Source organism: Alteriqipengyuania flavescens, assembly GCF_030406725.1.
GTDB classification, from domain to species: Bacteria; Pseudomonadota; Alphaproteobacteria; order Sphingomonadales; family Sphingomonadaceae; genus Alteriqipengyuania_B; species Alteriqipengyuania_B flavescens.
In genome coordinates, this window is sequence record NZ_CP129107.1 from 2,381,254 (window position 1) to 2,405,025 (window position 23,772).

25 protein-coding genes, 1 tRNA gene and 1 pseudogene are annotated in these 23,772 nt (G+C 66.0%); 18 read left to right on the plus strand and 9 right to left on the minus strand.

What is annotated here, in order from left to right:
* Positions 1-39: 39 nt before the first annotated feature.
* From QQW98_RS12180 to QQW98_RS12195, 4 genes are all read right to left on the minus strand, one after another.
* Positions 40-729 carry a peptidylprolyl isomerase gene (locus QQW98_RS12180; protein WP_290135205.1) on the minus strand — a complete coding sequence of 230 codons (690 nt, stop codon included), beginning with the start codon at positions 727-729 and terminating at the stop codon, positions 40-42.
* Positions 730-803: 74 nt separating this feature from the next.
* Positions 804-1,331, minus strand: coding sequence for a pantetheine-phosphate adenylyltransferase (gene coaD, locus QQW98_RS12185; protein WP_290135206.1), 528 nt, complete (start codon positions 1,329-1,331; stop codon positions 804-806).
* Positions 1,331-2,245: a polyprenyl synthetase family protein gene (locus QQW98_RS12190; RefSeq protein WP_290135207.1), complete on the minus strand. Its 915-nt coding sequence runs from the start codon at positions 2,243-2,245 to the stop codon at positions 1,331-1,333. The genes coaD and QQW98_RS12190 overlap by 1 nt, the downstream gene beginning before the upstream one ends.
* A 4-nt stretch (positions 2,246-2,249) precedes the next feature.
* Positions 2,250-2,501: an exodeoxyribonuclease VII small subunit gene (locus QQW98_RS12195; protein WP_290135208.1), complete on the minus strand. Its 252-nt coding sequence runs from the start codon at positions 2,499-2,501 to the stop codon at positions 2,250-2,252.
* On the opposite strand from QQW98_RS12195, the gene QQW98_RS12200 reads away from it, so the two are divergent.
* Positions 2,500-3,300, plus strand: a complete 801-nt coding sequence (locus QQW98_RS12200) for a hypothetical protein (RefSeq protein WP_290135209.1) — start codon at positions 2,500-2,502, stop codon at positions 3,298-3,300. The genes QQW98_RS12195 and QQW98_RS12200 overlap by 2 nt on opposite strands.
* 151 nt (positions 3,301-3,451) lie before the next feature.
* On the opposite strand, the gene QQW98_RS12205 is transcribed toward QQW98_RS12200, so the two are convergent.
* Positions 3,452-3,604: an NINE protein gene (locus tag QQW98_RS12205; RefSeq protein ID WP_290135210.1), complete on the minus strand. Its 153-nt coding sequence runs from the start codon at positions 3,602-3,604 to the stop codon at positions 3,452-3,454.
* 113 nt (positions 3,605-3,717) lie between these two features.
* On the opposite strand from QQW98_RS12205, the gene purL reads away from it, so the two are divergent.
* From purL to QQW98_RS12220, 3 genes are all read left to right on the plus strand, one after another.
* Positions 3,718-5,976 carry a phosphoribosylformylglycinamidine synthase subunit PurL gene (gene purL, locus QQW98_RS12210; RefSeq protein ID WP_290135211.1) on the plus strand — a complete coding sequence of 753 codons (2,259 nt, stop codon included), beginning with the start codon at positions 3,718-3,720 and terminating at the stop codon, positions 5,974-5,976.
* Positions 5,977-5,991: 15 nt separating this feature from the next.
* A complete protein-coding gene (locus tag QQW98_RS12215; protein ID WP_290135212.1) occupies positions 5,992-6,321 on the plus strand; it encodes a DUF6122 family protein in 330 nt (109 codons plus the stop codon).
* Between the two features lie 172 nt (positions 6,322-6,493).
* Positions 6,494-6,832, plus strand: coding sequence for a nitroreductase family protein (locus QQW98_RS12220; RefSeq protein WP_290136940.1), 339 nt, complete (start codon positions 6,494-6,496; stop codon positions 6,830-6,832).
* An 18-nt stretch (positions 6,833-6,850) separates the two neighbouring features.
* Here the strand turns inward: QQW98_RS12220 and serB are convergent, their stop codons facing one another.
* Positions 6,851-7,735 (minus strand): phosphoserine phosphatase SerB, encoded by an 885-nt coding sequence (gene serB, locus QQW98_RS12225; RefSeq protein ID WP_290135213.1) that lies wholly within the window; start codon positions 7,733-7,735, stop codon positions 6,851-6,853.
* Here serB and miaA point away from each other — a divergent pair.
* The 5 genes and pseudogenes from miaA to QQW98_RS12250 all read left to right on the plus strand — a co-directional run bounded on the left by miaA (position 7,728) and on the right by QQW98_RS12250 (position 11,847).
* A complete protein-coding gene (miaA, locus tag QQW98_RS12230; protein ID WP_290135214.1) occupies positions 7,728-8,681 on the plus strand; it encodes a tRNA (adenosine(37)-N6)-dimethylallyltransferase MiaA in 954 nt (317 codons plus the stop codon). The genes serB and miaA overlap by 8 nt on opposite strands.
* A gap of 30 nt (positions 8,682-8,711) precedes the next feature.
* Complete coding sequence (gene ilvC / locus QQW98_RS12235; protein ID WP_290136941.1) at positions 8,712-9,704, plus strand: ketol-acid reductoisomerase; 993 nt, start codon at positions 8,712-8,714, stop codon at positions 9,702-9,704.
* Positions 9,703-10,125: pseudogene (locus QQW98_RS12240) on the plus strand (amidohydrolase family protein); the annotation flags it as partial. The gene ilvC and the pseudogene QQW98_RS12240, both read left to right, overlap by 2 nt.
* Positions 10,126-10,158: 33 nt before the next feature.
* A complete protein-coding gene (locus tag QQW98_RS12245) occupies positions 10,159-10,797 on the plus strand; it encodes a rhomboid family intramembrane serine protease (protein ID WP_290135215.1) in 639 nt (212 codons plus the stop codon).
* Positions 10,798-10,866: 69 nt separating this feature from the next.
* Positions 10,867-11,847, plus strand: a complete 981-nt coding sequence (locus tag QQW98_RS12250) for an NAD(P)H-dependent flavin oxidoreductase (protein WP_290135216.1) — start codon at positions 10,867-10,869, stop codon at positions 11,845-11,847.
* Here the strand turns inward: QQW98_RS12250 and QQW98_RS12255 are convergent.
* The 3 genes from QQW98_RS12255 to QQW98_RS12265 all read right to left on the minus strand — a co-directional run bounded on the left by QQW98_RS12255 (position 11,844) and on the right by QQW98_RS12265 (position 13,753).
* Positions 11,844-12,368 carry an AHH domain-containing protein gene (locus QQW98_RS12255; RefSeq protein ID WP_319023307.1) on the minus strand — a complete coding sequence of 175 codons (525 nt, stop codon included), beginning with the start codon at positions 12,366-12,368 and terminating at the stop codon, positions 11,844-11,846. The genes QQW98_RS12250 and QQW98_RS12255 overlap by 4 nt on opposite strands.
* A gap of 14 nt (positions 12,369-12,382) precedes the next feature.
* Positions 12,383-13,072: a hypothetical protein gene (locus QQW98_RS12260; RefSeq protein WP_290135217.1), complete on the minus strand. Its 690-nt coding sequence runs from the start codon at positions 13,070-13,072 to the stop codon at positions 12,383-12,385.
* A 192-nt stretch (positions 13,073-13,264) separates the two neighbouring features.
* Positions 13,265-13,753 (minus strand): flavodoxin family protein, encoded by a 489-nt coding sequence (locus tag QQW98_RS12265; RefSeq protein WP_290135218.1) that lies wholly within the window; start codon positions 13,751-13,753, stop codon positions 13,265-13,267.
* Between the two features lie 80 nt (positions 13,754-13,833).
* Here QQW98_RS12265 and recJ point away from each other — a divergent pair, with 80 nt between their 5' ends.
* The 9 genes from recJ to phoU all read left to right on the plus strand — a co-directional run bounded on the left by recJ (position 13,834) and on the right by phoU (position 23,767).
* On the plus strand, positions 13,834-15,624 hold the full coding sequence (recJ, locus tag QQW98_RS12270; protein WP_290135219.1) for a single-stranded-DNA-specific exonuclease RecJ: 1,791 nt from the start codon (positions 13,834-13,836) through the stop codon (positions 15,622-15,624).
* An 81-nt stretch (positions 15,625-15,705) separates the two neighbouring features.
* A tRNA-Glu gene (locus QQW98_RS12275) sits at positions 15,706-15,780 on the plus strand.
* 71 nt (positions 15,781-15,851) lie between these two features.
* Positions 15,852-17,024: a sensor histidine kinase gene (locus QQW98_RS12280; RefSeq protein WP_290135220.1), complete on the plus strand. Its 1,173-nt coding sequence runs from the start codon at positions 15,852-15,854 to the stop codon at positions 17,022-17,024.
* A gap of 127 nt (positions 17,025-17,151) precedes the next feature.
* Positions 17,152-18,516, plus strand: a complete 1,365-nt coding sequence (locus QQW98_RS12285) for a porin (RefSeq protein ID WP_290135221.1) — start codon at positions 17,152-17,154, stop codon at positions 18,514-18,516.
* A 93-nt stretch (positions 18,517-18,609) separates the two neighbouring features.
* Positions 18,610-19,647: a substrate-binding domain-containing protein gene (locus tag QQW98_RS12290; RefSeq protein ID WP_290135222.1), complete on the plus strand. Its 1,038-nt coding sequence runs from the start codon at positions 18,610-18,612 to the stop codon at positions 19,645-19,647.
* Between the two features lie 14 nt (positions 19,648-19,661).
* Entirely contained in the window at positions 19,662-21,047 is a 1,386-nt protein-coding gene (pstC, locus tag QQW98_RS12295) for a phosphate ABC transporter permease subunit PstC (RefSeq protein WP_290135223.1), read from the plus strand.
* A complete protein-coding gene (gene pstA, locus QQW98_RS12300) occupies positions 21,040-22,290 on the plus strand; it encodes a phosphate ABC transporter permease PstA (protein WP_290135224.1) in 1,251 nt (416 codons plus the stop codon). Before pstC ends, pstA begins: the two co-directional genes overlap by 8 nt.
* On the plus strand, positions 22,290-23,099 hold the full coding sequence (gene pstB / locus QQW98_RS12305) for a phosphate ABC transporter ATP-binding protein PstB (RefSeq protein WP_290135225.1): 810 nt from the start codon (positions 22,290-22,292) through the stop codon (positions 23,097-23,099). Before pstA ends, pstB begins: the two co-directional genes overlap by 1 nt.
* Complete coding sequence (gene phoU / locus QQW98_RS12310) at positions 23,099-23,767, plus strand: phosphate signaling complex protein PhoU (RefSeq protein ID WP_290135226.1); 669 nt, start codon at positions 23,099-23,101, stop codon at positions 23,765-23,767. The genes pstB and phoU overlap by 1 nt, the downstream gene beginning before the upstream one ends.
* The last annotated feature ends 5 nt before the right edge of the window (positions 23,768-23,772 follow it).

Consider the following 23,772-nt stretch of genomic DNA (forward strand, 5'->3'; position numbering starts at 1 on the left):
CGTTCATGGCGCGCGCCTTAGCGCTTGCGCCGCGTCGCGTCACTCGGAGAGAGGCACCTCGGCCATGTCCGCTTCCGGCCCGGTCAGTTCCGGTGCCTGCTGCGGCAGTACGACCGGCTGCGGCATCGCCTGCGGCTTGTTGTCCGATGCGATGGAAGCCTGCAGGATGCGGGTCGGGTTCGCCGGCGGCTGACCGCGCTCGATCGCATCGACCGCGTCCATGTTCGAAATCACCCGCCCGAAATTCGTGTAGTTCTGGTCGAGCGAGAAGCGCGGGTAAAACACGATGAAGAACTGGCTGTTGGCGCTGTCTTCCGCGCTGGCGCGCGCCATCGACACGGTGCCGCGCACGTGCGGCAGGCGATTGAATTCGGCCTGCAGGTCGGGAAGCGAGGAAGAGCCGGTTCCGGTGCCGGTCGGGTCGCCGGTCTGGGCCATGAAATTGTCGATCACGCGGTGGAAGATCACCCCGTCGTAGAAACCCTGCCGGGTAAGCGTCTTGATCCGCTCGACATGGTTCGGCGCCCATTCGGGCACGAGGCGGATGGCCACCCGCTCGCCGGTCGAAAGGTCGAGATAGAGGATATTGTCCAGATCCTGCGTCAGATCGTAATTCGCGCGGATCGGCATGGCGCGCTGCGTTGCAGGCGCGGCGTCCTGCGCGCTCGCGGCGACGGGCGTTGCCAGGGCGGCCAGGGCTGCCAGCGAAGTGAAAAGCGTCTTGATCATCGTTTCCGTCTATCTGCGAGGAATGGATATGGTGCGGCACTTACCGACAGCGCGCTGTCCGCGCAATGAACGCCTCAGTAATCGCCGCGCTGGCCGGTTTCCGCCACCCGCGCATCGACCTGATGCTTGACCGCAGGCGATACGAAGGGCCCGATATCGCCGCCGAACATGGCGATTTCCTTGACCAGCTTGGACGCGATCGGCTGCAGCGAGACATCGGCCATCAGGAACACGGTCTCGATATCGTCGTCGAGCTGCTGGTTCATACCGGCCATCTGGTATTCGTATTCGAAATCCGCGACCGCGCGCAGGCCGCGGAGGATTACGCTGGCGCCGGTCTTGTTGGCGAATTTGACCAGCAGCGCGTTGAAGCCGACGACTTCAACGTTGGAAAGCCCCATCGCCGCCACCTCGCGCTTGACCATGGCCAGCCGCTCGTCGGTATCGAACATCGGGTTCTTGCTGGGGTTGGTCGTGACGCCGATGACCAGCCGGTCGACCAGCTTGCTGCCGCGCCGGATGATGTCCGCATGGCCTAGCGTGATCGGATCGAAGGTACCGGGATAGATACCGACGCGTTCTTTCTGGTTGCTGTCGGCCATTACCGGTCCCTTTCCACGATGAAGCGCGCGATTTCGCGCAGCAATTCGGCTTCCTCGCCATAGGATGCGAGGTGACCGATCGCCTGGTCCACCAGGGCGCGGGCCTGCGCGCGGGCGCCGTCGGCACTCATCAGCGACACGAAAGTGGCCTTCCCCGCGTCCGCATCCTTGCGCAGCGCCTTGCCCGCCTTCGCCTCGTCCCCTTCCACGTCGAGCAGGTCGTCGGCGATCTGGAATGCGAGGCCGATGTCGCGCGAATAGGCGTGGAGGTGCGCGCGGCCCTCGCGCGCCAGCTTGCCGAGGATCGCGCCCATTTCGACCGCCGCACCGAGGAGCGCACCGGTCTTCAGCTGCTGCAGCCGCGTGATCGCCTGGAGGTCGAAGCTCTCGCCCCCCTCCTCTTCGGCGATCATGTCCATCATCTGGCCACCTGCCATCCCCGCGTGGCCGCTCGCCCTCGCAAGGCATTCGACGAGCTCGCACCGCGTGAAGGGATCGCCGCTCAACGCCGGGTCGATCAGGATTTCGAAGGCAAGGGCATGGAGCGAATCGCCGGCCAGCACGGCCGTCGCCTCGTCGAAGGCGAGATGGATGGTCTCGCGCCCGTGGCGCATCGCATCGTCGTCCATGCACGGAAGATCGTCATGGATCAGTGAATAGGAATGGACCGCCTCCACCGCACAGCCTGCGCGTACGGAGGTTTCGCGGTCCACGCCGAACAGGTCCGCCGTAGCGACCGTCAGCAGGGGCCGCAGCCGCTTGCCGCCGCCGATCACGGCATAGCGCATCGCCTCGACCAGCCGGGCACGCCGGTCGCCCGGCACCGGAAGCAGCGCATCGAACTGCGCGTCCACCTCGCCCTGAACGCGCGCGAGTTCCTGCGCCAGCAGCCCCTCGGCGAGTTTCAGGCCCACCGGATCAGCCCTGCTTGTCGAACGGAATGGTGGCCGAAGCCTTACCGTCCGGCCCGGCAACGATCTTCTCGATCCGTGCCTGCGCCGCATCCAGACGCTTCTGGCAATGTTCGCGCAGCTTCTCGCCGCGCTCGTACAGGTCGATCGATTGTTCCAGCGGCACTTCGCCGCCTTCAAGCTGGCGCACCACGTTTTCGAGCGCGCGCAGCGCGTCCTCGAAGCTCATTTCCGAAATGTCGGGAGTACCCTCTGCCATGGGGCCGAGCATTGACCTTGGCGGCGCGCGCGGTCAAGCGGTGCCTGCGGCGATGGGCCGCGTGGTGCACAGCCAAGAGGTAACAGACGTGTTCATCGGCCACTTCGCCCCCGCGCTGGTTGCGGCGGCCCATGTCGAGAAAACCGGGCAGGCGCGGGTGCTGGGCGGTATGTTCATCGCTGCGCAGCTCGTCGATTTCGCCTTTTTCATCCTGGTGCTGCTGGGGGTCGAGCAATTCCGCATCGTGCCGGGCATCACCGCGATGAACCCGCTCGACCTCTATCTCATGCCTTTCACCCACAGTCTTGCGGGCACGCTGGGATGGGCCGGGTTGTTCGCCCTGCTGACGGCCCTGTTCCTGCGTGACATGCGCTTCGCGATCCTCGGCGCCGGCGTGGTGCTGTCGCACTGGTTCCTCGACCTGTTGGTCCACCGGCCCGATCTGACCCTGGTGGGAGAGGCGCCGAAGCTGGGGCTGGGCCTGTGGAACGTGCCGTGGGCGATCGTGCCGCTGGAGCTGCTGATGACGCTGGGCGCGTTCTTCTATTACGCGGTCAAGACCCGCCAGCGCGACGGGAAGACCGACCACGCGCTCTACACCTTGCTGGTAGTGCTGGTGATCGTGCAGCTGTTGAACTGGTACGGGCCGACGCCGGAAAATGGGCCGATGGAAGTCTGCTTCCAGGCGCTGATCGTCTTCACCATCCTCGTCCTGCTGGCCGCATGGCTTGGCTCCACGCGCGAATACTGGCGGATGAAGGACCTCGAACCGCCAAGCGCTATGCCAACACGCAGTTAGACCCGGCTACGTGTGGAGCCACTTCCACACGAAGAACACGATTTCGAACAGCACGAAGACACTGGCGATCACCACTTCCCAGAAGATGATCGTCGGATCGAGCTTCATCATCGAGGCAAAGCCTGCGCAGGCGAACGGGATGAAGTAGAGATTAGGCGATCTTGTGATCGTTCATGTAGAACCGGTGCGCCCCGGTCGCGCCGAGAAACGCGGCGATGACGATCGCGACGATGTAGTTGGTGTCATCCACACCCTTGTAGACCTTGCCGGTGCGATACATCAGATCGCCGTGATATTCTGCCATCGGATCGCCCCCCCCGGTCTTGCAAATTACGCATGCCCTTGACCGGCAAATCCTTACGGACAAATTGAAGCCGCCACTGGCGAAGCGCAGGCGCTCTCGCTAAAGCGCCGGCCATGTCGAACGCATCCGATACGATCACCCCCGAAGTCGTCGAAGCCCATGGCCTCAGCCCGGAAGAATACGAGCGCGTCCTGAACGCGCTGGGCCGCGAGCCGAACCTCGTGGAACTCGGCATTTTCTCGGTCATGTGGTCGGAGCATTGCTCCTACAAATCCTCGCGACTGCACCTGAAGAAGCTGCCGACGGAGGCACCGTGGGTGATTTGCGGGCCGGGCGAGAATGCGGGCGTGATCGATATCGGTGACGGGCCTGATGGGACGAAATTGGCGGCCATCTTCAAGATGGAGAGCCACAACCACCCGAGCTACATCGAACCCTACCAGGGCGCCGCGACCGGCGTCGGCGGGATATTGCGCGACGTCTTCACGATGGGCGCGCGGCCGGTGGCGAATGCGAACGCCTTGCGCTTCGGGCGGCCCGACCACCCGAAGATGAAACACCTCGTCCAGGGTGTGGTCGCGGGCATCGGCGGTTACGGCAATTGCGTGGGCGTGCCAACCGTGCGCGGAGAGACCAATTTCCACCCCGCCTATGACGGGAATATCCTCGTCAACGCGATGACGGTGGGTGTCGCCGATGCGGACAAGATCTTCTATTCCGCCGCGACCGGCGTGGGTAACCCCATCGTCTATGTCGGCTCGAAGACCGGGCGCGACGGCATCCATGGCGCGACTATGGCCAGCGCGGACTTCGAAGAAGATGCGGAGGCCAAGCGCCCGACCGTGCAGGTCGGCGACCCCTTCACCGAAAAGCTGCTGATCGAAGCCTGCCTCGAACTGATGGCGACCGATGCCATCGTCGCGATCCAGGACATGGGCGCGGCGGGCCTCACCTCGTCGTCCGTGGAAATGGCGACCAACGGCAAGGCGGGCATCCGCCTCGACATGGACAAGGTGCCGTGCCGCGAAGAGGGCATGACGCCGTATGAGATGATGCTGAGCGAAAGCCAGGAGCGCATGCTCATGGTGCTCAAGCCCGGCAAGGAAGCGATGGCCGCAGCAATCTTCGAGAAGTGGGAGCTCGATTTCGCAGTCATCGGCGAAGTCACCGATACGCAACACATGGTGCTCGAATCCGGCGGCGAAGTCGTGTGCGACATCCCGCTCGGCCCGCTGGCCGCAGACGCACCGGAATACGACCGGCCCTATCTCTCCAAGGACGAGTACAAGGACTGGGCCGGGGTCAAGCCGCTGGACGGCGTGCCGCAATGCGATGACGTGGGCGCGGACCTGCTGAAGCTGATGGCGAGCCCCAATCTCGCCAGCCGCCGCTGGATCGCCGAGCAGTACGACAGCCAGGTCGGCGCGGACACGCTGCAGACCGGCGGCGATGCGGGCGTGGTGCGCGTGCACGGCACGAAGAAGGCGCTGGCGATCACCACCGACTGCACGCCGCGCTATGTCTACGCCGACCCCTACGAAGGCGGCAAGCAGGCCATTGCCGAGGCCTATCGCAACCTCTGCGCCGTCGGCGCGCGCCCGCTGGCGGTCACCAACTGCCTCAATTTCGCGAACCCGCAGCGGCCCGAGATCATGAGCCAGTTCGTCCACGCCCTCGAAGGCATGGGCGAAGCCTGCCGCACGCTCGACTTCCCGATCGTGAGCGGCAACGTCAGCCTCTATAACGAAAGCAAGGCAACGGGCGGCGGCAGCGCCATCCTCCCCACCCCGGCCATCGGCGGGGTCGGCATCATCGACGATTACGCCGACATGATGACCATGGGTTTCAAGAACGAAGGCGACACGCTGTTCCTTGTCGGCCCGGAATTCTGGGCGACGCCCGACCCCACCCGCAGCCACCTCGGCAAGTCGCTGTGGCTGAGCGTGGTGCACGGCAGCGAGGACGGGCGGACCCCGCCGACCGACCTCATCGTCGAGCGTGCGGCGGGGAAGATCATCCACCAGCTGATTGCCGACGGCCTGGTCAATGCGATCCACGACCTGTCGGACGGCGGCCTTGCGGTCGGTCTTGCGGAAATGGCGCTTGCCGGCGGCCTCGGCGCCGAGGTCGAAGCCAACCCCGAATACACCGCCGCGCAGTGGTGGTTCGGCGAGGACCAGGGGCGTTACATCGTTTCCGTGCCCGATCCCGATGCACTGATGGCCGCTGTCAATCGCGAGACCGAGAACGTGGAGACGGCGCAGATCGGTTTCCGCAAGCTCGGCACCGTGGGCGGAGACCGGGTCCTCGGTGTGACGCTGGCGGATCTGCGCGAGGCGCACGAAAGCTTCTTCCGCGACTGGATGGGCTGAGGCGTCGATCCCTCGGTGCCCGCTGCAGTCCGGTTCCTGCTGCATTACGGCGGTCATTTCGGCGTGCCTTTTGCACTGGCCCTAGTATTCTTTCGCGACCGATGGCTGGCCGCCGGCGCGATCATGGCGGCGACCATCGCCATCGACATCGATCACCTGCTGGCGGACCCGGTGTTCGATCCGGGCCGGTGCAGTATCGGCTTCCATCCGCTCCACACCATCTGGGCGGCGCTCGCCTATTGCGCGCTGCTGGCCGTGCCGCGATGGTGGGTCCGCGCGATTGCGGCGGGCTGCCTGTGGCATCTTGCCGTCGATGGCGGGGATTGCCTGATGCAGCGGTTTTGAGCGAGGTGACGAGACGATGAGCGACAAGCACCTGCCCTATCCCCCGATGCCGCAGCTTGCCGATGGGGAGCGGGTACAGGGCGCCCGCGTCATGTTCGAACGACTGAAGACCCGGTGATCCTGTCGCGACTTCAATGACGCGCCGGTCCCGCGCGACATCATCGAATACGGCATTCGCGCCGCCGGCACCGCGCCCAACGGCGCCAACCACCAGCCGTGGCATTTCGTCGCCGTCTCATCCCCCGAAACGAAGCGCGCGATCCGCGAGGCAGCCGAAGCCGAGGAGCGCAAGTTCTACGGCGCGGACGGGTACAAGCCGAAGGCTAGCGAAGAATGGCTCGGCGCGCTCGATCCCATCGGCACCGATGCGGCCAAGCCGTTCCTTGAAACCGCGCCTTGGTTGATCGTCTGTTTCGCGCAGCGCACCGGCGGGATCGAAGAAGACGGGGAAACCCAGACTATTACGTCAACGAAAGCGCCGGCCTTGCCTGCGGATTCTAATTTCGGGTGAGCCGTAGCGTTCCCGAAATCACGCATTGGCACCATCGTGCTGCGACAGGCCGAGCAAGGCCAGCGCGTTGGTGAGGTCTCCGCGCTCGATCCAGCCATCCGCGGCAGCGCGCGCCTTGGCCTTGGCATGGTACGCGATCCCGTAGGTCGCGGCTTCCAGCATGGGGATGTCGTTCGCCCCGTCACCCATGGCGAGCGTGATTGCAGCGTCGCCGATGGCTGCGGCCTCTTCTTCCAGCGTGTCCCGCTTGGTCGCGCTGTCGCAGATCGGGCCGACGACCTCGCCGGTCAGCTTGCCGCCTGCAACGCCGAGCCGGTTGGCGACCACGCGGTCGAAGCCGAGCATCTCGGCGACCGGATCGGCGAAATGGTGGAAGCCGCCCGTTACCAGCACGCAGCGACAGCCCCGTGCCTTCAGCCCGGCGAGCAGCGTCCGTGCCCCGCCCATCGGTCGGATACGCTCTTCCAGGCATTGCGCGATGGCGCTTTCGTCGAGCCCTTCCAGCAGCGCGACCCGTTCGCGCAGGGCGCCGGCGAAGTCGAGTTCGCCCGCCATCGCCCGTTCGGTGATCGCCGCAACCCGGTCCTTCACCCCGGCGAAATCGGCGAGCTCGTCGATGCATTCCTGCCCGATCATCGTGGAGTCCATGTCGGATACGAACAGCTGCGGCGCGGCAATCGGTTCGTCCGCGACGAGGACATCGGCGCTGCCGAAGCTTTTATCGATCACGCTGCGCATCTGCGCCGCATCGCCGCCGGTCGCGGCGATCTGCACGACCTCGCCGTTCGCGTCCAGCAAGCCCGCCCGGGCCACCTTGATGCCGCTGGCTTCCAATTCGGCCAGCGCCGCGTCGAGGCGTGCTGACAGGCCGTCCATGTCTGCTATCAGGCGGGCGATGGGCATTGCAGGCACTCCGGAAAACCGGCGGGACAAGCCGCCGCTCGCGCTCATTGCAGGGCCGACGGCGAGCGGCAAGAGCGCGTTCGCGGTTGCCGCGGCGCAGGCGATAAAGGCGCGGGGTGGCAGCGCGGTCATCGTCAACGCCGACAGCGCGCAGGTCTATGCCGACTTGCAGGTGCTGAGTGCGCGGCCGGACGATGCCGAGATGGGCGGCATTGAACATCGCCTGTTCGGCGCATGGGATGGCGCACAGGCGTGCACCGCCGCCGACTGGGCGCAAGCGGCCAGACACGTCGTCGGCGAGGCGCATGCGAGCGGCAGGGTGCCGATCCTGTGTGGCGGGACGGGGCTTTACCTGAAGACGCTGCTCGAAGGCATTGCGCCCATTCCCCCGATCGATCCCGCCGTGCGCAACGCGGTTCGGGACATGCCCACCCCCGATGCCTACGCCGCCCTCCAGCGCGAGGATCCGAAGGGCGCCGCTAGGCTCGCGCCTGGCGATAGCCAGCGCATTGCCCGCGCCCTCGAAGTCATCCGCTCCACCGGGCGCACGCTCGCGGAGTGGCAGGCAAGCAAGGAAGGCGGGATCGGCGCGGAAGTAGCACTCTGCCCCTTCGTGCTGCTGCCTCCCCGCGACATATTGTACGAACGGTGCAATGCGCGTTTTGCATTCATGCTGGACCAAGGCGCAATCAGCGAAGTCGAGGCGCTGCTCGCGCGCAGCCTCTCGCCCGACCTGCCCGTCATGCGCGCCATCGGCGTTCCCGAAATCGCGGCCCTGCTGCGCGGCGAGATTTCGCGCGAGGAATGCATCGCCCGCGCCGCGCAGGCGACGCGCAATTATGCCAAGCGCCAGTACACCTGGTTCCGTCGCCAGCCCCCCGCTGACTGGCCGCGCGCCGAAGCAGCGCCCGATCCGGAAGCGTTTGTCGCCGCCATGGCGCTCTGATAGCGCGGCCCCGGAGGAGAGAGCATGCCGATCACGATCTACCGCGAATACGATGTCGATTACTCGGTCCTGGCCGGCAAGCGCGTCGCCATCGTCGGATACGGCAACCAGGGACACGCCCACGCGCTGAACCTGCGCGATAGCGGCCATTGCGAGGTCGTGATCGGCGCCCGAGACAATTCGCCGAGCGGCGATGCGGCACGGCAGGCGGGCTTTACCGTCCTGCCGGTAGCCGAGGCGGCAACATCCGATATCGTCATGCTGCTTGCCCCGGACGAGGCGCAACCGGCAATCTACGCCGACCATATTCGCGATGCGATGAAGCCGGGCGCGGCACTGGGCTTCGCGCACGGCTTTGCGGTCCATTACGGCCTGATCGAGCCGCGCGCGGACATCGATGTTATCATGGCCGCGCCACTCGGTCCCGGCAAAGGGTTGCGCGCGGAATATGTTGCCAGACGCGGCTTGCCTGCCCTCCTCGCCGTGGCGCAGGATGCCAGCGGATCGGCCAAGGGCCTCGCGCTCGCCTATGCCGGCGGGATCGGCGCCGGGCGCGCGGCGATCCTGGAGACCACTTTCAAGGACGAAACGGAAACCGACCTGTTCGGCGAACAGGCCGTGCTTTGCGGCGGGATGCCGGCGTTGATCGTCGCCGCGTTCGAAACGCTGGTCGAAGCCGGCTACCCGCCCGAGCTCGCCTATATCGTGTGCCTGCACGAAACGAAGCTGATCACCGACCTACTGCAGAAAGGCGGCATCGCGGCGATGAACCTCGCGATTTCGAACACGGCGGAATTCGGCGGCAATGCGGTGGGCAAGCGCCTCGTCACGCCCGATACGAAAGCGGAGATGGCACGCGTGCTGGCCGAAGTGCGCGACGGACGCTTTACCGAAGACTTCATTGCCGATGCCAGGGCGGGCAATCCGGCGCTCCAGGCCGACCGGGCCCGGCAGGCCGACCACCCGATCGAAGCCGCCGGCGCGCGCGTTCGCGGCCTCATGCCGTGGCTGAAAGAGGAATGACCCGATGACCGAATCGATCCTCGACCCCGACCTGCCGATCATCGACCCGCATCACTACCCGCGCTGGAAACAACGCATAAGCGAACTCGCCGCGTGCGAGAACGTGACCGTCAAGCTGGGCGGTCTCGCGATGGCGTTCTGCCAGCTGCCCGACCGCGGACCTGTCGCAGGCCTCGGCTCTGAGGAGCTGGCCGCCTTGTGGAAGCCTTACATCGACCATTGCATCGAAGCCTTCGGGCCGGATCGTGCGATGTTCGAATCGAATTACCCGGTCGATCGCTGGGGCGCGAGTTATCCGGTGCTGTGGAACGCCTTCAAGCGCCTTGCCGCGGGCGCAAGCGATAGCGAGAAGCGCGCGCTCTTCGCGGGCACGGCGGCGCGAATCTACGGCATCGAGCGCATCCTGCCCGCCGCCGCTTGAACGCGCACATCGGCAGCGCCATCTCGAACAGACATGGATACAATCGACCGCGAACCCTTGCCCGGTGTGCCGCAAACGGCTTTCCGGCCCGCCGGCCTCCTGGCCCTGCTGATGATCGCCGCCTATTTCGGCGTGGCGGATCCCATCGATCTCGGCGTGTCGCCGCTCGCGCTGGAACAGGGCCGCTGGTGGACGCTGGTGACGCATATGTTCGCCCATGCCGGCCTCATTCACCTCGCCTTCAACGCGCTGGTCCTCTTCTTCCTGGGCGGACCGATATTCGTGCGGATGGGACGAGGGGCGATGGCGTGGGCTCGCTTCATGCTCTTTTTCCTCGCCTGCGGCCTTGGCGGTGCCTTCCTCTATGTCGCGTTGAACCCGGCATCCATCATCCCCGCCGTCGGCGCGTCGGGCGCGGTATTCGGCTTCGTCGGGCTGATGGCGCGGCTGCCCTTCATGCGCCCCGGGCAACCCATGCCGCAGGTGGACGCGAACGGCATCCGCCCGCTGACCGGCGAGTTGCTGCTGCGCAACCTGTTCCTGATCGGCATCCTAAGCCTGGCCGGTCTTGTCATGCCGATAGCGTGGGAAGCGCATCTCGGCGGCTTCCTCGTCGGACTGCTCTTGGGCCCGCTATTCCTGCAGCGCCGAAATCCCCCCGTCCGCCGCTAAATTTCTCGACAGCAGCGCTGCGGCTTTGCATAGGGCGGCTTAACCGATCGCTTAACAAAGGATCCGCCGATGACCCTGCCCGCCCTGTTCGACAATCTCCGCCTGCCGGTCATCGGCTCCCCGCTGTTCATCATTTCGGGGCCGGAGCTGGTCATTGCGCAGTGCAAGGCAGGCATCGTCGGCAGCTTCCCGGCGCTCAATGCCCGCCCCTCCGGCGTGCTCGACGAATGGCTGGCCCGAATCACCGAGGAACTGGCCGCGCACAATCGCGACAACCCGGACCGGCCCGCCGCGCCTTTCGCGGTCAACCAGATAGTCCACCGCACCAATGGTCGGCTCGAGGAAGACATGCAGGTGTGTGCCAAGTGGCAGGTGCCGATGGTCATCACCTCGCTTGGCGCGCGCGAAGAGATTTTCGAGGCCGTGCGCGGTTGGGGCGGCATCACCATGCACGACGTGATCAACAACCGCTTTGCCAGGAAGGCGATCGAAAAGGGCGCCGACGGCCTGATCCCCGTGGCAGCCGGCGCGGGCGGCCATGCCGGCACCCAGTCGCCCTTCGCCCTGATGCAGGAAATCCGCGAATGGTTCGACGGGCCGGTGGCGCTGTCGGGCTCCATCGCAAATGGCCGCTCGATCCTCGCCGCGCAGGCGCTGGGGGCCGACTTCGGCTATATCGGTTCCGCCTTCATTGCGACCGACGAAGCCAATGCGGACCAGCCTTACAAGGACATGATCGTCGGCAGCGGCGCGGACGATATCGTCTATTCGAACCTCTTCACCGGCGTGCACGGCAACTACTTGCGCGGCTCGATCGAGCAAGCGGGGCTCAATCCCGACGACCTGCCCGAAAGCGATCCCAGCAAGATGAACTTCGGTTCCGGCGGGAACAGCAAGGCCAAGGCGTGGAAGGACATCTGGGGATCGGGCCAGGGCGTCGGCGCAGTGAAGGCCGTGCAGAGCGTCGCGGACCGGGTCGACCAGCTGGAGCGCGAATACCATGAAGCGCGCGCTGCCCTGGCAGAGGCGGCCGCGCGCTTTTCCACCTAGATCGCGGCCCACAGCTCCTCGACCATCGCGTCGAGCGTCGTGAAATCGCCCATCAGCCGCAGCGGATCGCGGCGGTTCAGCTGCACCGCCCCGCCGCCCGCCAGCAGACGCTTGCGCGAGGCCCGCTGCAGCAGCCGGATCCGCATGCGTGCCGTGTCGAGCGCAGTCTCTTCGTCCTGCAAACGTACTGCCTGCCACGCGGCCTCGATCCGGCCGAGCCGCTCCGCTACCATTTCCGAATAGAGGCGATGCGGGCCGCGATGGTGCGGCAATTGCAGGCGCGGCACCGCGCTTTCCCGGCATGGCAGCAGCATACCGTTGGCGCGGAAATCCTCAAAGCGCGGGCCACAAGGCTCCACCGCCTCGAACAGGCCGCGGAAGGCGCGCGTCCAGCGCAGCTGGACGGGCAGGATATGGTGGCGTTGCAGGTACGGGCGATAGGCGGGTGTCCCGGCGACGTTGACCTTGCGGAAAGGCAGGACCGAACGGCCATGTGTATCACGGGCCGCCCCCGCGCCGATTCACGCGCTCCCCGTCATTCCGTTTCGGTGCTGGCCGGGAATGCGCGAATGAAGCGGCCATTGCGCGACAGGCACAGGTCGAGGGCGTGCTCGCCGATTTTCCGGCGCCCGTCTTCCGGCACGAACACCCCTTGCCGGACCAGCTCGTCCACTAGGCGGACCGCGACCTGGGCCCGTGCTTTCGCGTCCTCTGCCACAGAGGGCTCGACCCGCAATTCGTGGCCCGCCAGCATCGCCAGCCCGCGCGTTTGCAACCCGCCGTCGACCTCGCCCACCATGGCGGTGAGGCCAAGCGCCGGGAACACGCCGCCCGCCAGCCATTCGCCCAGGACACGGGTGAACCAGGCCGGCGCCATGAGCGTATTTGCCCCGCCCCAGCCCACGGCGACGACACCGTCCAGCTCGGCCAACGCCAGTCCGACTGCCATCAGCGAACGATAAACCGGCGGCAAGCCGATCCCGTCGACGATATGCGGCCCCGGGCGCAGTTCGATCGCCTCGCAATCGAGCAGGCCCTGTTCCTCGCGCAGGCCGAACCGCTGGGCGCCGTCCATCGTGCCGACGCCGGATCCAGGTGCGAGCCCGACGAGGTCGTAGGTCAGCCCGTCTGTCAAGAGCTCTGCCCAGACCGGCTGCCCCTGCCCGGCAACGGCATTGTCGCCGCCACCCTCGTGCGAAACCTGGAACGCACCGCCCGCGGCCATCCGCTTCACTTGCGCGAGACAGGGCCGATTCCCCGGCGCGAAAAGAAACGCCAGGCCGACATCGCTCGCAGCCAAATTGTGTGTCGCAGAAGAGATAGCGTCGTTCCCGTCGTAGTCGCTATCTTGATGGCCAGAACTGCCAAATCGGTCCAGAGTTTACAGGATTAAAGCCTCCATTACGGAGCATTCTATTCAAAACGCGCCCATGGCCAGTCCCTCGGCCAGCGCCTCGCCAAGGTCACGCGCCTGCGCCAGCGCCGTTTCGGGCACTGTCTTGGCAGCGAGTATTTCCTCCGGGGTCTGGGCGGCGAAATTCACGATGACGGGTTCGGCAACGCGGCGCAGCCGCCAGCCCCTCGCGATTCGGTCGATCTGCGCCTGCGCGCCCGCCCCGTCCGATCCGGCAGCGATGATCGTGGCATAAGCGCGGCCCTCGATCCGGCCGAGCACCGGGTAATAGCAACGATCGAACATTTCCTTCATCAGGCCGCTCATGGTGGCAAGGTTTTCGGGGCACACGAACAAATAGCCGCCGGCATCCAGCAGATCGCCCGGTTCGACCGTGTCCGCCGACAGCAGGCGGGCACCGTCACCCGCCCCGTCCGACGCGGCCTGGGCAAGAGCGCGGGCGGCGCCGGTGCGGCTGTGCCAGGCAACGAGAAGGTGCGGAGTATCCGACATGCAGGGACAGTCGCCCATGGCTGTCGATTGTCAATCCCGCACGCTTCCGCAACGCGCGTACCGCGGCTAGACTGCGCGCCATGCCCGACCCGCTGACCTCCTCGCACGTACTTGGCGTTTCCCGTTCGCTGTCCGGCCAGAGCTGGATCTGGCGCGGCGGCAACAACGCCTTTGGCATGGCAGGCGGCGCGGAAGAGGATATCGTCACGCAGCTCCTCCTCGCCCGCGGGGTGGAGCCGGGTGATATCGAGAAGGAACGGCAGCCGACCCTGCGCGCCTTCCTGCCCGACCCGTCGGAATTCCGCGACATGGACACGGCGGCGGAGCGGCTTGCCCAGGCGGTGCTGACGGGCGAGCAGGTCACCGTCTACGGCGATTACGACGTCGACGGCGCCACCAGCGCGGCGCTGCTGATCCACCTCCTCCGCATGCTCGGGACCGAGGCCGACCACTACATCCCCGACCGCCTGCTGGAAGGCTACGGCCCCAGCGGGGAGGCGCTGGTAAAGCTGGGCGAAAGCGGATCGAGCCTGGTCGTCACGGTCGATTGCGGGGCGATGGCGCATGACGCACTGGGGCAGGCGCACGATGCCGGGCTCGACGTCATCGTGGTGGACCACCACAAATGCTCGCCCGAATTGCCGCGCACGGTGGCGCTCGTGAACCCGAACCGGCTCGACGAGAGCGATATCGGCGCCTCGCACGGACACCTCGCCGCCGTGGGCGTCGCCTTCCTGCTCGCCATTGCCACGGTCCGCACCTTGCGCGAACGCGGTTTCTTTTCCGATCGCAAGGAGCCTGACCTGCGCGGCCTGCTCGACCTCGTGGCGCTGGGCACGGTGGCCGATGTAGCGGCGCTGCGCGGGCTCAACCGGGCATTCGTGGCGCAGGGCCTGAAGGTCATGGCGCGCCGCGACAATATCGGCATGGCGGCGCTGATCGATGCGAGCCGCCTGAAGCGCGCGCCGCAATGCAGCGACCTCGGCTTCGCGCTCGGCCCGCGCATCAACGCCGGTGGCCGCGTGGGCGAAGCGACGCTGGGCGTGCGCCTGCTGACTACGCGCGACCCGGAAGAGGCGGCGCAGATCGCCCGCCAGCTGTCGGAGCTGAACGAGGACCGCCGCGCGATCGAGGCGGCGGTGCAGGAAGCCGCCGAGGACCAGCTGGCCGCACAGCACAACCGCGCCGTTCCGGTGGTCGCCGGCAAGGGCTGGCATCCCGGGGTGATCGGCATCGTTGCCGGGCGGCTTAAGGAAAAGACCGGCAAGCCGACGATCGTCATCGCGCTCGACGCCGACGATGCCGGACAGGGCAAGGGCTCGGGCAGGTCCATCGCGGGCGTGGATCTGGGCGCCGCCATCATCGCCGCGCGCGAGAACGACCTGCTCGTCGCGGGTGGCGGTCATGCGATGGCGGCCGGGCTCACGATTGCGGAGGACCGGCTCGAGGCTTTCCGCGACTGGCTCGATGCCACGCTGTCGCGTCAGGTCGAGGCGGCGATGGCGGGGCGCAAGCTCGCGCTCGATCTCTCGTTGGCACCCGGCGGCCTCACCCCCGAACTGATCGAGACCATGGAAGCGGCCGGACCCTATGGCATGGGCTGGCCGGGACCCAAGGTGGCCATCGGGCCCGTCCGCCTGGTCAAGGCCGACATCGTGGGCACTGATCACCTGCGCTTGATCGCGGCCGGCGACGACGGAACCCGCATCAAGGCGATCGCCTTCCGCGCCGCCGAATCGGACATGGGACAGGCGATCCTGTCCGCGCCCGGAGGCCGCCGCCTGTGGCTGGCGGGCCGCGCAAAGATCGACGATTGGGGCGCCCGCCCGGCAGCGGAATTGCACCTGGAAGACGCCGCCTGGGCCGACTGATCGCCCGCGGGGCGAAAAAAGCCCATCAACCGGGTTGACCCGCCCCGCCGTGCCCCTTAGAGGCGCGTCACCGCATCGGATGGCCCCTTCGTCTAGCGGTTAGGACGCGGCCCTTTCACGGCTGAAACACGGGTTCGATTCCCGTAGGGGTCACCACCGATGCACTCCCCAACATTGTCGGCAACACTGGCTTGTGCGGCGGCGAACCTCGCCGCTAAGGGGCCTTCATGCGCCCTCGCCGCGAATTGCCGATCGTCCCGCTGATCCTCGCCGCCATCGGCGCGGTGGCAGTCGGTGTCGCTTCGGAACAGGCGTGGCTGGCACTCGTGGTGTTCGGCTTGTGGGCCTGCACGTTCTGGCTGGTACCGGTGCAGGCGGTAGAAACCCAGTCGAAGCGCAGCGACCTCAGCCTGACGCAGGACAATGTCCGCCGCCTGCTCGACAACATGGCAACCCCGCTGCTGCTGGTGGACGAGCGGCGCATCGTGATCGCCAACGCCGCTGCGCGCGAGATTCTCGGCCAGCATGTCGTCGGGCAGGATCCGCGCATCGGCCTGCGCCATCCCGCCGCGGTCGCCCTTCTCGATTCGAGCGAGGGCGGGACCGACATGATCACCGGCCTGACCGGCCGCAAGAGCGTGTGGCAGATGACGCGCCAGTCGGTAGACGGGCGGTTCTGGCTGATCGAGCTGCTCAACCGCACGATCGAGGCCGACGTCAGCCGCGCGCATACCGATTTCGTCGCCAATGCCAGCCACGAGCTGCGCACCCCGCTTGCCAACATCATCGGCTATGTCGAGACGCTGCTGGATACCGACGGCGAGATCGATCCCGCGATGCAGGACAAGTTCCTCGGCACCACCCTGCGCGAGGCGCGGCGGCTGCAGGCACTGGTCAGCGATCTCATGTCGCTGTCCCGCGTGGAGGCGGAAAAGCACGAACTGCCCGAACAGTCGATCGACCTGGTCGAGACGGTCCGCAAGGCGGCTAGCGAAAGCGGCAAGATCGAACAGCGCCACCGGGTCAAGGTTTCGCTGCCGGATGCGCCCATGATCATTCGCGGCGATCGGCAGCAGCTGGAACAGCTGGTGCGCAACCTCGTCGACAATGCGCTGAAATACGGCGGAGAGGACCAACCTGTCTCGGTCGTACTGACCGGGGATGGCAGCCGCGCCAGCCTGCGCGTGGTCGACCGGGGCGAAGGGATTGCCAGTGACCATTTGCCGCACCTCACCCGCCGGTTCTACCGCACCGATCCGGGGCGCAGCCGCGCTGCGGGCGGTACCGGCCTCGGCCTCGCGATCGTCAAGCATATCGTCGAGCGCCATCGCGGCCGGCTCGATATCGACAGCAAACAGGGTGAAGGCACCACCGTTTCCGTGCGGCTGCCCCTTCTCTGACGGCTGCGCGGAAAGCGCAGTTTTCCACCCCTTCATTTCCCCATCGATGCCGCTTGTCACAAAAGAGCAACATCGCGTCGCCAAGGGCGTCACATTCGTCACTAACACGTCAATTCGAGGTTTGATAATGCGTCGTTCGCTTCTTGCCGGGGCGCTGCTTGCCGGTACCGTCCTGTCGCCGACCGTCGCCCAGGCACAGGATGCCACTGCGCCCACCGATGCCGAGATCATCGCCGAGATGCGCGCCGAACTCGCCGCCCTACGCGCCCGTGAGGACGAGCTGGAAGGCCGCACCCAGGCCGCCGAAAGCAGCATCGCCGCGCAGGCGGAAGGCCAGCAGGAAATCCGCACCGCCATCGCGGAAGTCGAAGCCGCGCCGACCACGATCACTGCTTTCAAGGGTGCGCCGCAAGTCTCCTCCGACAGTGGCTGGACCTTCAAGCCCCGCGGCCGCGTGATGGTGGACGCCGGGACCATCTCCGCCCCCGAAGGGATCGACGACGGTTTCGGCAGCACGCTGCGCCGTGTCCGCCTGGGCGTCCAGGGCGATATGCCGGGCGGCTTCGGCTACAAGTTGGAAGCCGACTTCGCCGGAAACGAAGTCGACCTGACGGATGCCTTCCTGTCCTACGAGGATGGCGGGTTCGAAGTTCGCGCCGGCCAGTTCAACAATTTCCAGTCGTTGGAAGAGCTGACGAGCGGCCTCCACACCTCCTTCATCGAGCGCGCCGCCTTCACCGACGCCTTCGGCTTCCGCCGCAAGGTCGGGGTCGGCGGGCAGTGGTCCGGCGGTGACGTGTTGGTCCAGGCCGGTGCCTTTGCCGACAACAGCGAGACCCTGCCCGACGGCAGCCGGTCTTACGACGCCCGCATCGTCTTCATGCCGAAGACGTCGTTCGGCCAGCTGCACCTCGGCGCGTCGGTCCACCAGACCGATCTCGATAACGGCGAGACGGTCCGTTATCGCCAGCGTCCGCTGGTGAACTTCACCGCCGTGCGCCCGGTCAACACCGGCTCGCTCGCGGCGACCGGCGAGTTCGGTTATGGCGCGGAAGCGGCCCTGATCAGCGGCCCGTTCCATTTTGCGGGCGAAGCTTTCTGCCAGCAGCCGGAGCTCGTCGCCGCCGCATCCGACCCGACTTTCTTCGGCGGCTATGTCGAAGCCGGCGTGTTCCTGACCCCGGGCGATTCGCGCGGCTACAAGGGCGGCACGTTCGACCGGATCAAGCCGTCCAGCCCCGTCGGTGAAGGCGGTTTCGGCGCGGTCCAGTTCAATGTCCGCTACGACCGGCTCGACCTGTCGGACGACGGGATCGTGGGCGGCACGCAGGATGGCTATTACGCCTCGCTCGTCTGGTCGCCGACCGCCTACACCCGCCTGATGCTGAATTACGGCCGCCTCGAATATGGCGATGCCGCCGTGCCCGCCGCCAATGGTGACCGCGACTATGCCATCGATGTCTTCGGTGCCCGCGCGCAGGTCGATTTCTGATGCGATGACGCGGGTTTGCGGCGGTCACGCGACTTTCGCACAAGCGTCACAATACAACCCTAACGAAGCCAAACTTCCCGATTGGAGCGTAACATGAAATTCGTACTTCGTACTTCCCTGCTGGCTGTCGCCGCAGTGTCCCTCGCCGCTTGCGGTTCCAGCAGCGATTCGCGCGACAATGTCCGCGCCGTCGGTTCCTCGACTGTCCTGCCCTTCGCCAAGAAAGTGGCCGAGGAATATGCCCGCGCCAATCCCGAGTTGAAGGCCCCGATCATCGAATCGAACGGCACGGGCGGCGGCATCGAGCTGTTCTGCGCCGGCGTGGGCACCCAGCACCCCGACATCGCCAACGCTTCGCGCCGGATGAAGGCGAGCGAATTCGAAACCTGCCAGAAGAACGGCGTGACCGAGATCACCGAGATCGAAGTCGGCCTGGACGGAATCGCCTTTGCCGCTGCCAAGGACGGCATCGACATCGCTCTGACGCCGGAGCAGGTGTACATGGCGCTGGCCGCCAACCCCTATGGCAAGAAGCAGACCGCGACCAAGTGGTCCGACATCGACCCCTCGCTACCCGACATCGACATCCTCGTCTACGGTCCGCCGGAAACCTCCGGCACCAGCGATGCGCTGAAGGAACTGATCCTGATGCCGGGCTGCAAGTCCAATGCCGACATGGCAGCCATGAAGGAAAGCGATGAAGAGCGTTACGAGGAAATCTGCACCTCGCTGCGCACCGACGGCGCCTATTCGAAGCAGGGCGAGCAGGACAACCTGATCGTCAAGAAACTGGCCCAGACACCGAATGCGATCGGCGTGTTCGGTTACTCCTACCTCGAAGAGAACCTCGGTTCGCTCAAGGGCATCGCGATGAACGGCGTCGAGCCGACGTACGTGAACATCGCCGACTTCAGCTATCCGGGTGCCCGCCCGCTGTTCATCTACGTGAAGAAGCAGCACATCGGCGCGATCCCGGGCCTCGAAGGCTTCCTCGCTCAGTGGGGCCAGATGTGGGGCAAGGACGGCCCGCTCACTTCGATCGGCCTGATCGCCAATCCGGACGACAAGGGCGCCGACATGACGTCGCGGCTAACCGCCCTGCCTACCCTTGACGGGACCGAGTTGAAGTAACAACAGCCGCGTCAATGTCGATTACCATCCTCTTTCTCCTCGCTCTGGGTCTCGGGGTCGCGGGCTGGCTTGCCGGCCGCGCCCGCGCCTGGAGTTTCCAGAGCGCGGACCCCGGGCGCCGATTGCGTGCCCGGCCGAACTATCATGGGTGGTATCTTGCCTTGTGGATCGCCGTTCCGGCGATCCTCTTCGTTGCGCTGTGGGGTGCGCTGGCGCCGGAACTGGTCAACCGGTCCGTGCTCGCCCACCCCGCCGCTTCTTCGCTGCCCGAATTCGGCATCCAGCGGGACACGATCCTGTCGGAAGCCCGCGCCGTTGCGGAAGGCTCCGCCAATGCCGTCTTCAATGACGAAGCGCAGGGTCTGGTGCAGCCCTTCCGCGATGCGATCGCGCAATACCGCCTGATCGGTATCACCGCGACCATCGTCATCGCCTTTCTTGCCGGCGTCTTCGCCTTCCTGCGCCTGCGCCCCGATTTCGCCGCCCGCACGCGGGTGGAGCGCAGCGTCATGGCGCTGCTGCTGGTCGCCTCGCTCGTCGCGATCCTGACGACGCTCGGCATCTTCGTGTCGCTCATCTTCGAAACGCTGCGCTTCTTCGGCATGGTCGGCCCGATCGATTTCCTGTTCGGCACGCAGTGGAGCCCCAACCTCGGCAGCGCATCGACCACCCCCGACCCCACCGAATACGGCGCGATCCCGCTGTTCTGGGGCACCATCTTCATCGGTGCGATTATTGCCATGATCGTCGCCATCCCGCTCGGAATGATGAGCGCGATCTACCTCACGCAATATGCCCGCCCGGCCACGCGCAAGTGGCTGAAACCCGCGCTGGAGATCCTCGCCGGGGTTCCCACGGTGGTCTACGGCTATTTCGCCGCGCTGACCGTGGCGCCGTTCGTGCGCGACCTTGCAAACGGGGTCGGCATCCAGAACGCCTCGAGCGAAAGCGCGCTTGCTGCAGGCCTGGTGATGGGCGTGATGATCATCCCCTTCGTTTCCTCCATGGCCGACGACAGCATGGCCGCGGTGCCCAGCGCAATGCGCGACGGCAGCCTGGCGATGGGCGCGACGGAAAGCGAGACGATCAAGAAGGTCCTCGTCCCCGCCGCCCTGCCGGGTATCGTCGCAGGCGTGATGCTGGCCGTCAGTCGCGCGATCGGCGAGACGATGATCGTCGTCATGGCCGCCGGCGCTGCCGCCAACCTGACGGCCAACCCGCTCGAAGCGATGACCACGGTCACGTACCAGATCGTTGCCCTGCTGACGGGCGAGAACAGTTTCGACCACCCCGCCACGCTCGCCGCGTTTGCACTGGGCTTCGTCCTGTTCCTCGTCACCCTCGGCCTCAATTTCATCGCCCTGCGCGTCGTCAAGAGGTTCCGCGAAGCCTATGAGTAAGGCCGCCCTCCCCCCGACCCGGACCGACGCCTATCGTGCGCGGCTGAAGACCCGTTACGGCAAGGAACGGCGCTTCAAGCTGCTGGGCCTCGGCGCCATCATCTTCTCTGTCGCGATGCTGCTGTTCCTGCTCGGCACGATGACGTGGAACGGCATCGGCGGTTTCCAGCGGGCCGAGGCGCGCGTGGACTTCGATTTCCCGACGCTGGGCCTTGCGATGGACGACAACACGCTCGCCAGCCCGCAGGCCGTGCCCCAGCTGGAAACCGCGGGCCTGCGCGAGATCGTCGAATTCTCCGCCGAAGAGCAGCTCGGTGCTGCCGCAACCGAACTGAATGGCGAGGCGTGGCGCGTCGCGGCCCGCCGCATCGTGGCGGACCCCTCCATCCTGCGGACCGAAAGCTCCATCTGGTTGCCGGTGTCGGACGACCTGGCCGCCGGTCTCGACGGCAGCGGTACGCCGGAAATGGTCGCGCTGGCCCGCCAGCTCGACAGCGAGGACCGCCTGGCCAAGAATTTCGACCCGGACTTCCTGACCCGCTCCGACGCAACGGACCCGCAGCTGGTCGGCATCTGGGGCGCACTCAAGGGCACGTTGCTGACGATGCTGGTCACTCTGCTGCTGGCGTTCCCGATTGGCGTGCTTTCAGCCCTCTATCTCGAGGAATACGCGCCCAAGAACCGCTGGACCGACCTGATCGAGGTTTCGATCAACAACCTTGCCGCGGTCCCGTCGATCATCTTCGGCCTGCTCGGCCTCGGCGTGTTCCTGACGATCTTTCCCAATTTCCGCTCCGCCCCGCTGATCGGCGGGATGACGCTGGCGCTGATGACGATGCCGGTCATCGTCATTTCGGGCCGCAACGCGATCAAGGCGGTGCCGCCGAGCATCCGCGACGGTGCGCTCGCCGTGGGTGCCTCCAAGATGCAGACCGTGTTCCACCACGTACTGCCGCTCGCCCTTCCCGGCATCCTGACCGGCACGATCATCGGCATGGCCCGCGCCCTGGGCGAGACCGCCCCGCTGCTGCTGATCGGGATGCGCGCCTTCGTCGCCACCCCGCCGAGCGACGTGACCGCGCCGGCCACGGTGCTGCCGGTGCAGATATTTCTCTGGTCGGACGAAATCGACCGCGGCTTCGTGGAGCGTACCTCTGCCGCGATCATCGTCCTGCTGATTGTGCTACTGGTCATGAACGCGGCCGCGATCTACCTTCGCAACCGCTTCGAGAAGAGATGGTGATGGACAGCCAAGTGATCGACAACGCCGCCGCGCACGAGGGCATGGAAGCCCTCGATGCCAAGATGACGGCGGACAATGTCTCCGTGTATTACGGGCAGAAAAAGGCGATCGACGACGTGTCGATCACCATTCCGGACAAGTTTGTCACCGCCTTCATCGGCCCGTCGGGCTGCGGGAAATCGACCTTCCTGCGCGCCCTCAACCGCATGAACGACACGATCGATTCCGCGCGCGTAGAAGGCACGATCTGCCTCGATGGCGAGGATATCTACACCGGCGGGATGGACGTGGTGGAACTGCGCGCCCGCGTGGGGATGGTGTTCCAGAAGCCCAACCCGTTCCCGAAGTCGATCTACGACAACATCGCCTATGGCCCCAAGATCCACGGGCTTGCGGAAAGCCAGGGCGACCTCGACCGCATCGTCGAAAAATCGCTCCGCCGTGCCGGGCTGTGGGAAGAGGTGAAGGACCGGCTCGAGGATAGTGGCACCGCGCTGTCGGGCGGCCAGCAGCAGCGCCTGTGCATCGCCCGCGCCATTGCGGTCGACCCCGAAGTCATCCTGATGGACGAGCCGTGCTCCGCGCTGGACCCCATCGCAACGGCCAAGATCGAGGAACTGATCGCGGAACTGCGCAACCGCTTCGCCATCGTGATCGTCACCCACTCCATGCAGCAGGCGGCCCGCGTCTCGCAGCGCACGGCCTTCTTCCACCTCGGCAAGATGGTGGAATACGGGCCGACGGACGACATCTTCACCAATCCGCGCGAAGAGCGTACGAAGGATTATATTACAGGACGTTACGGTTAATGAACGACCATACAGTAAAGGCGTTCGACGAAGACATCACCAAGCTCCGCGGTCTGATATCGGAGATGGGCGGCCTTGCCGAACTCTCCATTCAGGAAGCACTCGATGCGCTGGTCAAGGGTGACGAGGATCTCGCCAAGGGCGTGATCGAGCGCGACAAGAAAATCGACGAACTGGAAAACGCCGTCGACCGGCTGACCGTGCGCGTCATCGCCCTGCGGGCGCCGATGGCGGACGACCTTCGCGAGATCATCGCCGCCATCAAGATCGCCGGCGTGACCGAGCGGATCGGCGACTACGCCAAGAACATCGCCAAGCGCGTCGGCCGGATCGAGGGCAAGTCGCACTTCGAGCCGCTGACGCTGCTGCCCGCGATGGGCGAGATCGCGGCGGAAATGGTGCATGACGTGCTGACCGCGTACGCCGCGCGCGATCCCGCCATGGCCGCCGAAGTGATCGAGCGCGACGACAAGGTCGATGCGTTTTACGACAGCATCTTCCGCAACCTCGTCAGTCACATGGTCGAAAACCCGGCCACGATCGGCACCGCGGCGCAGATGCTGTTCATCGCCCGCAACCTGGAACGCATCGGCGACCACGCGACCAACATCGCCGAGATGGTCTATTACTCCGCGACCGGCGAGTACCCGCCCGAGCACGAAGACTGAGGACC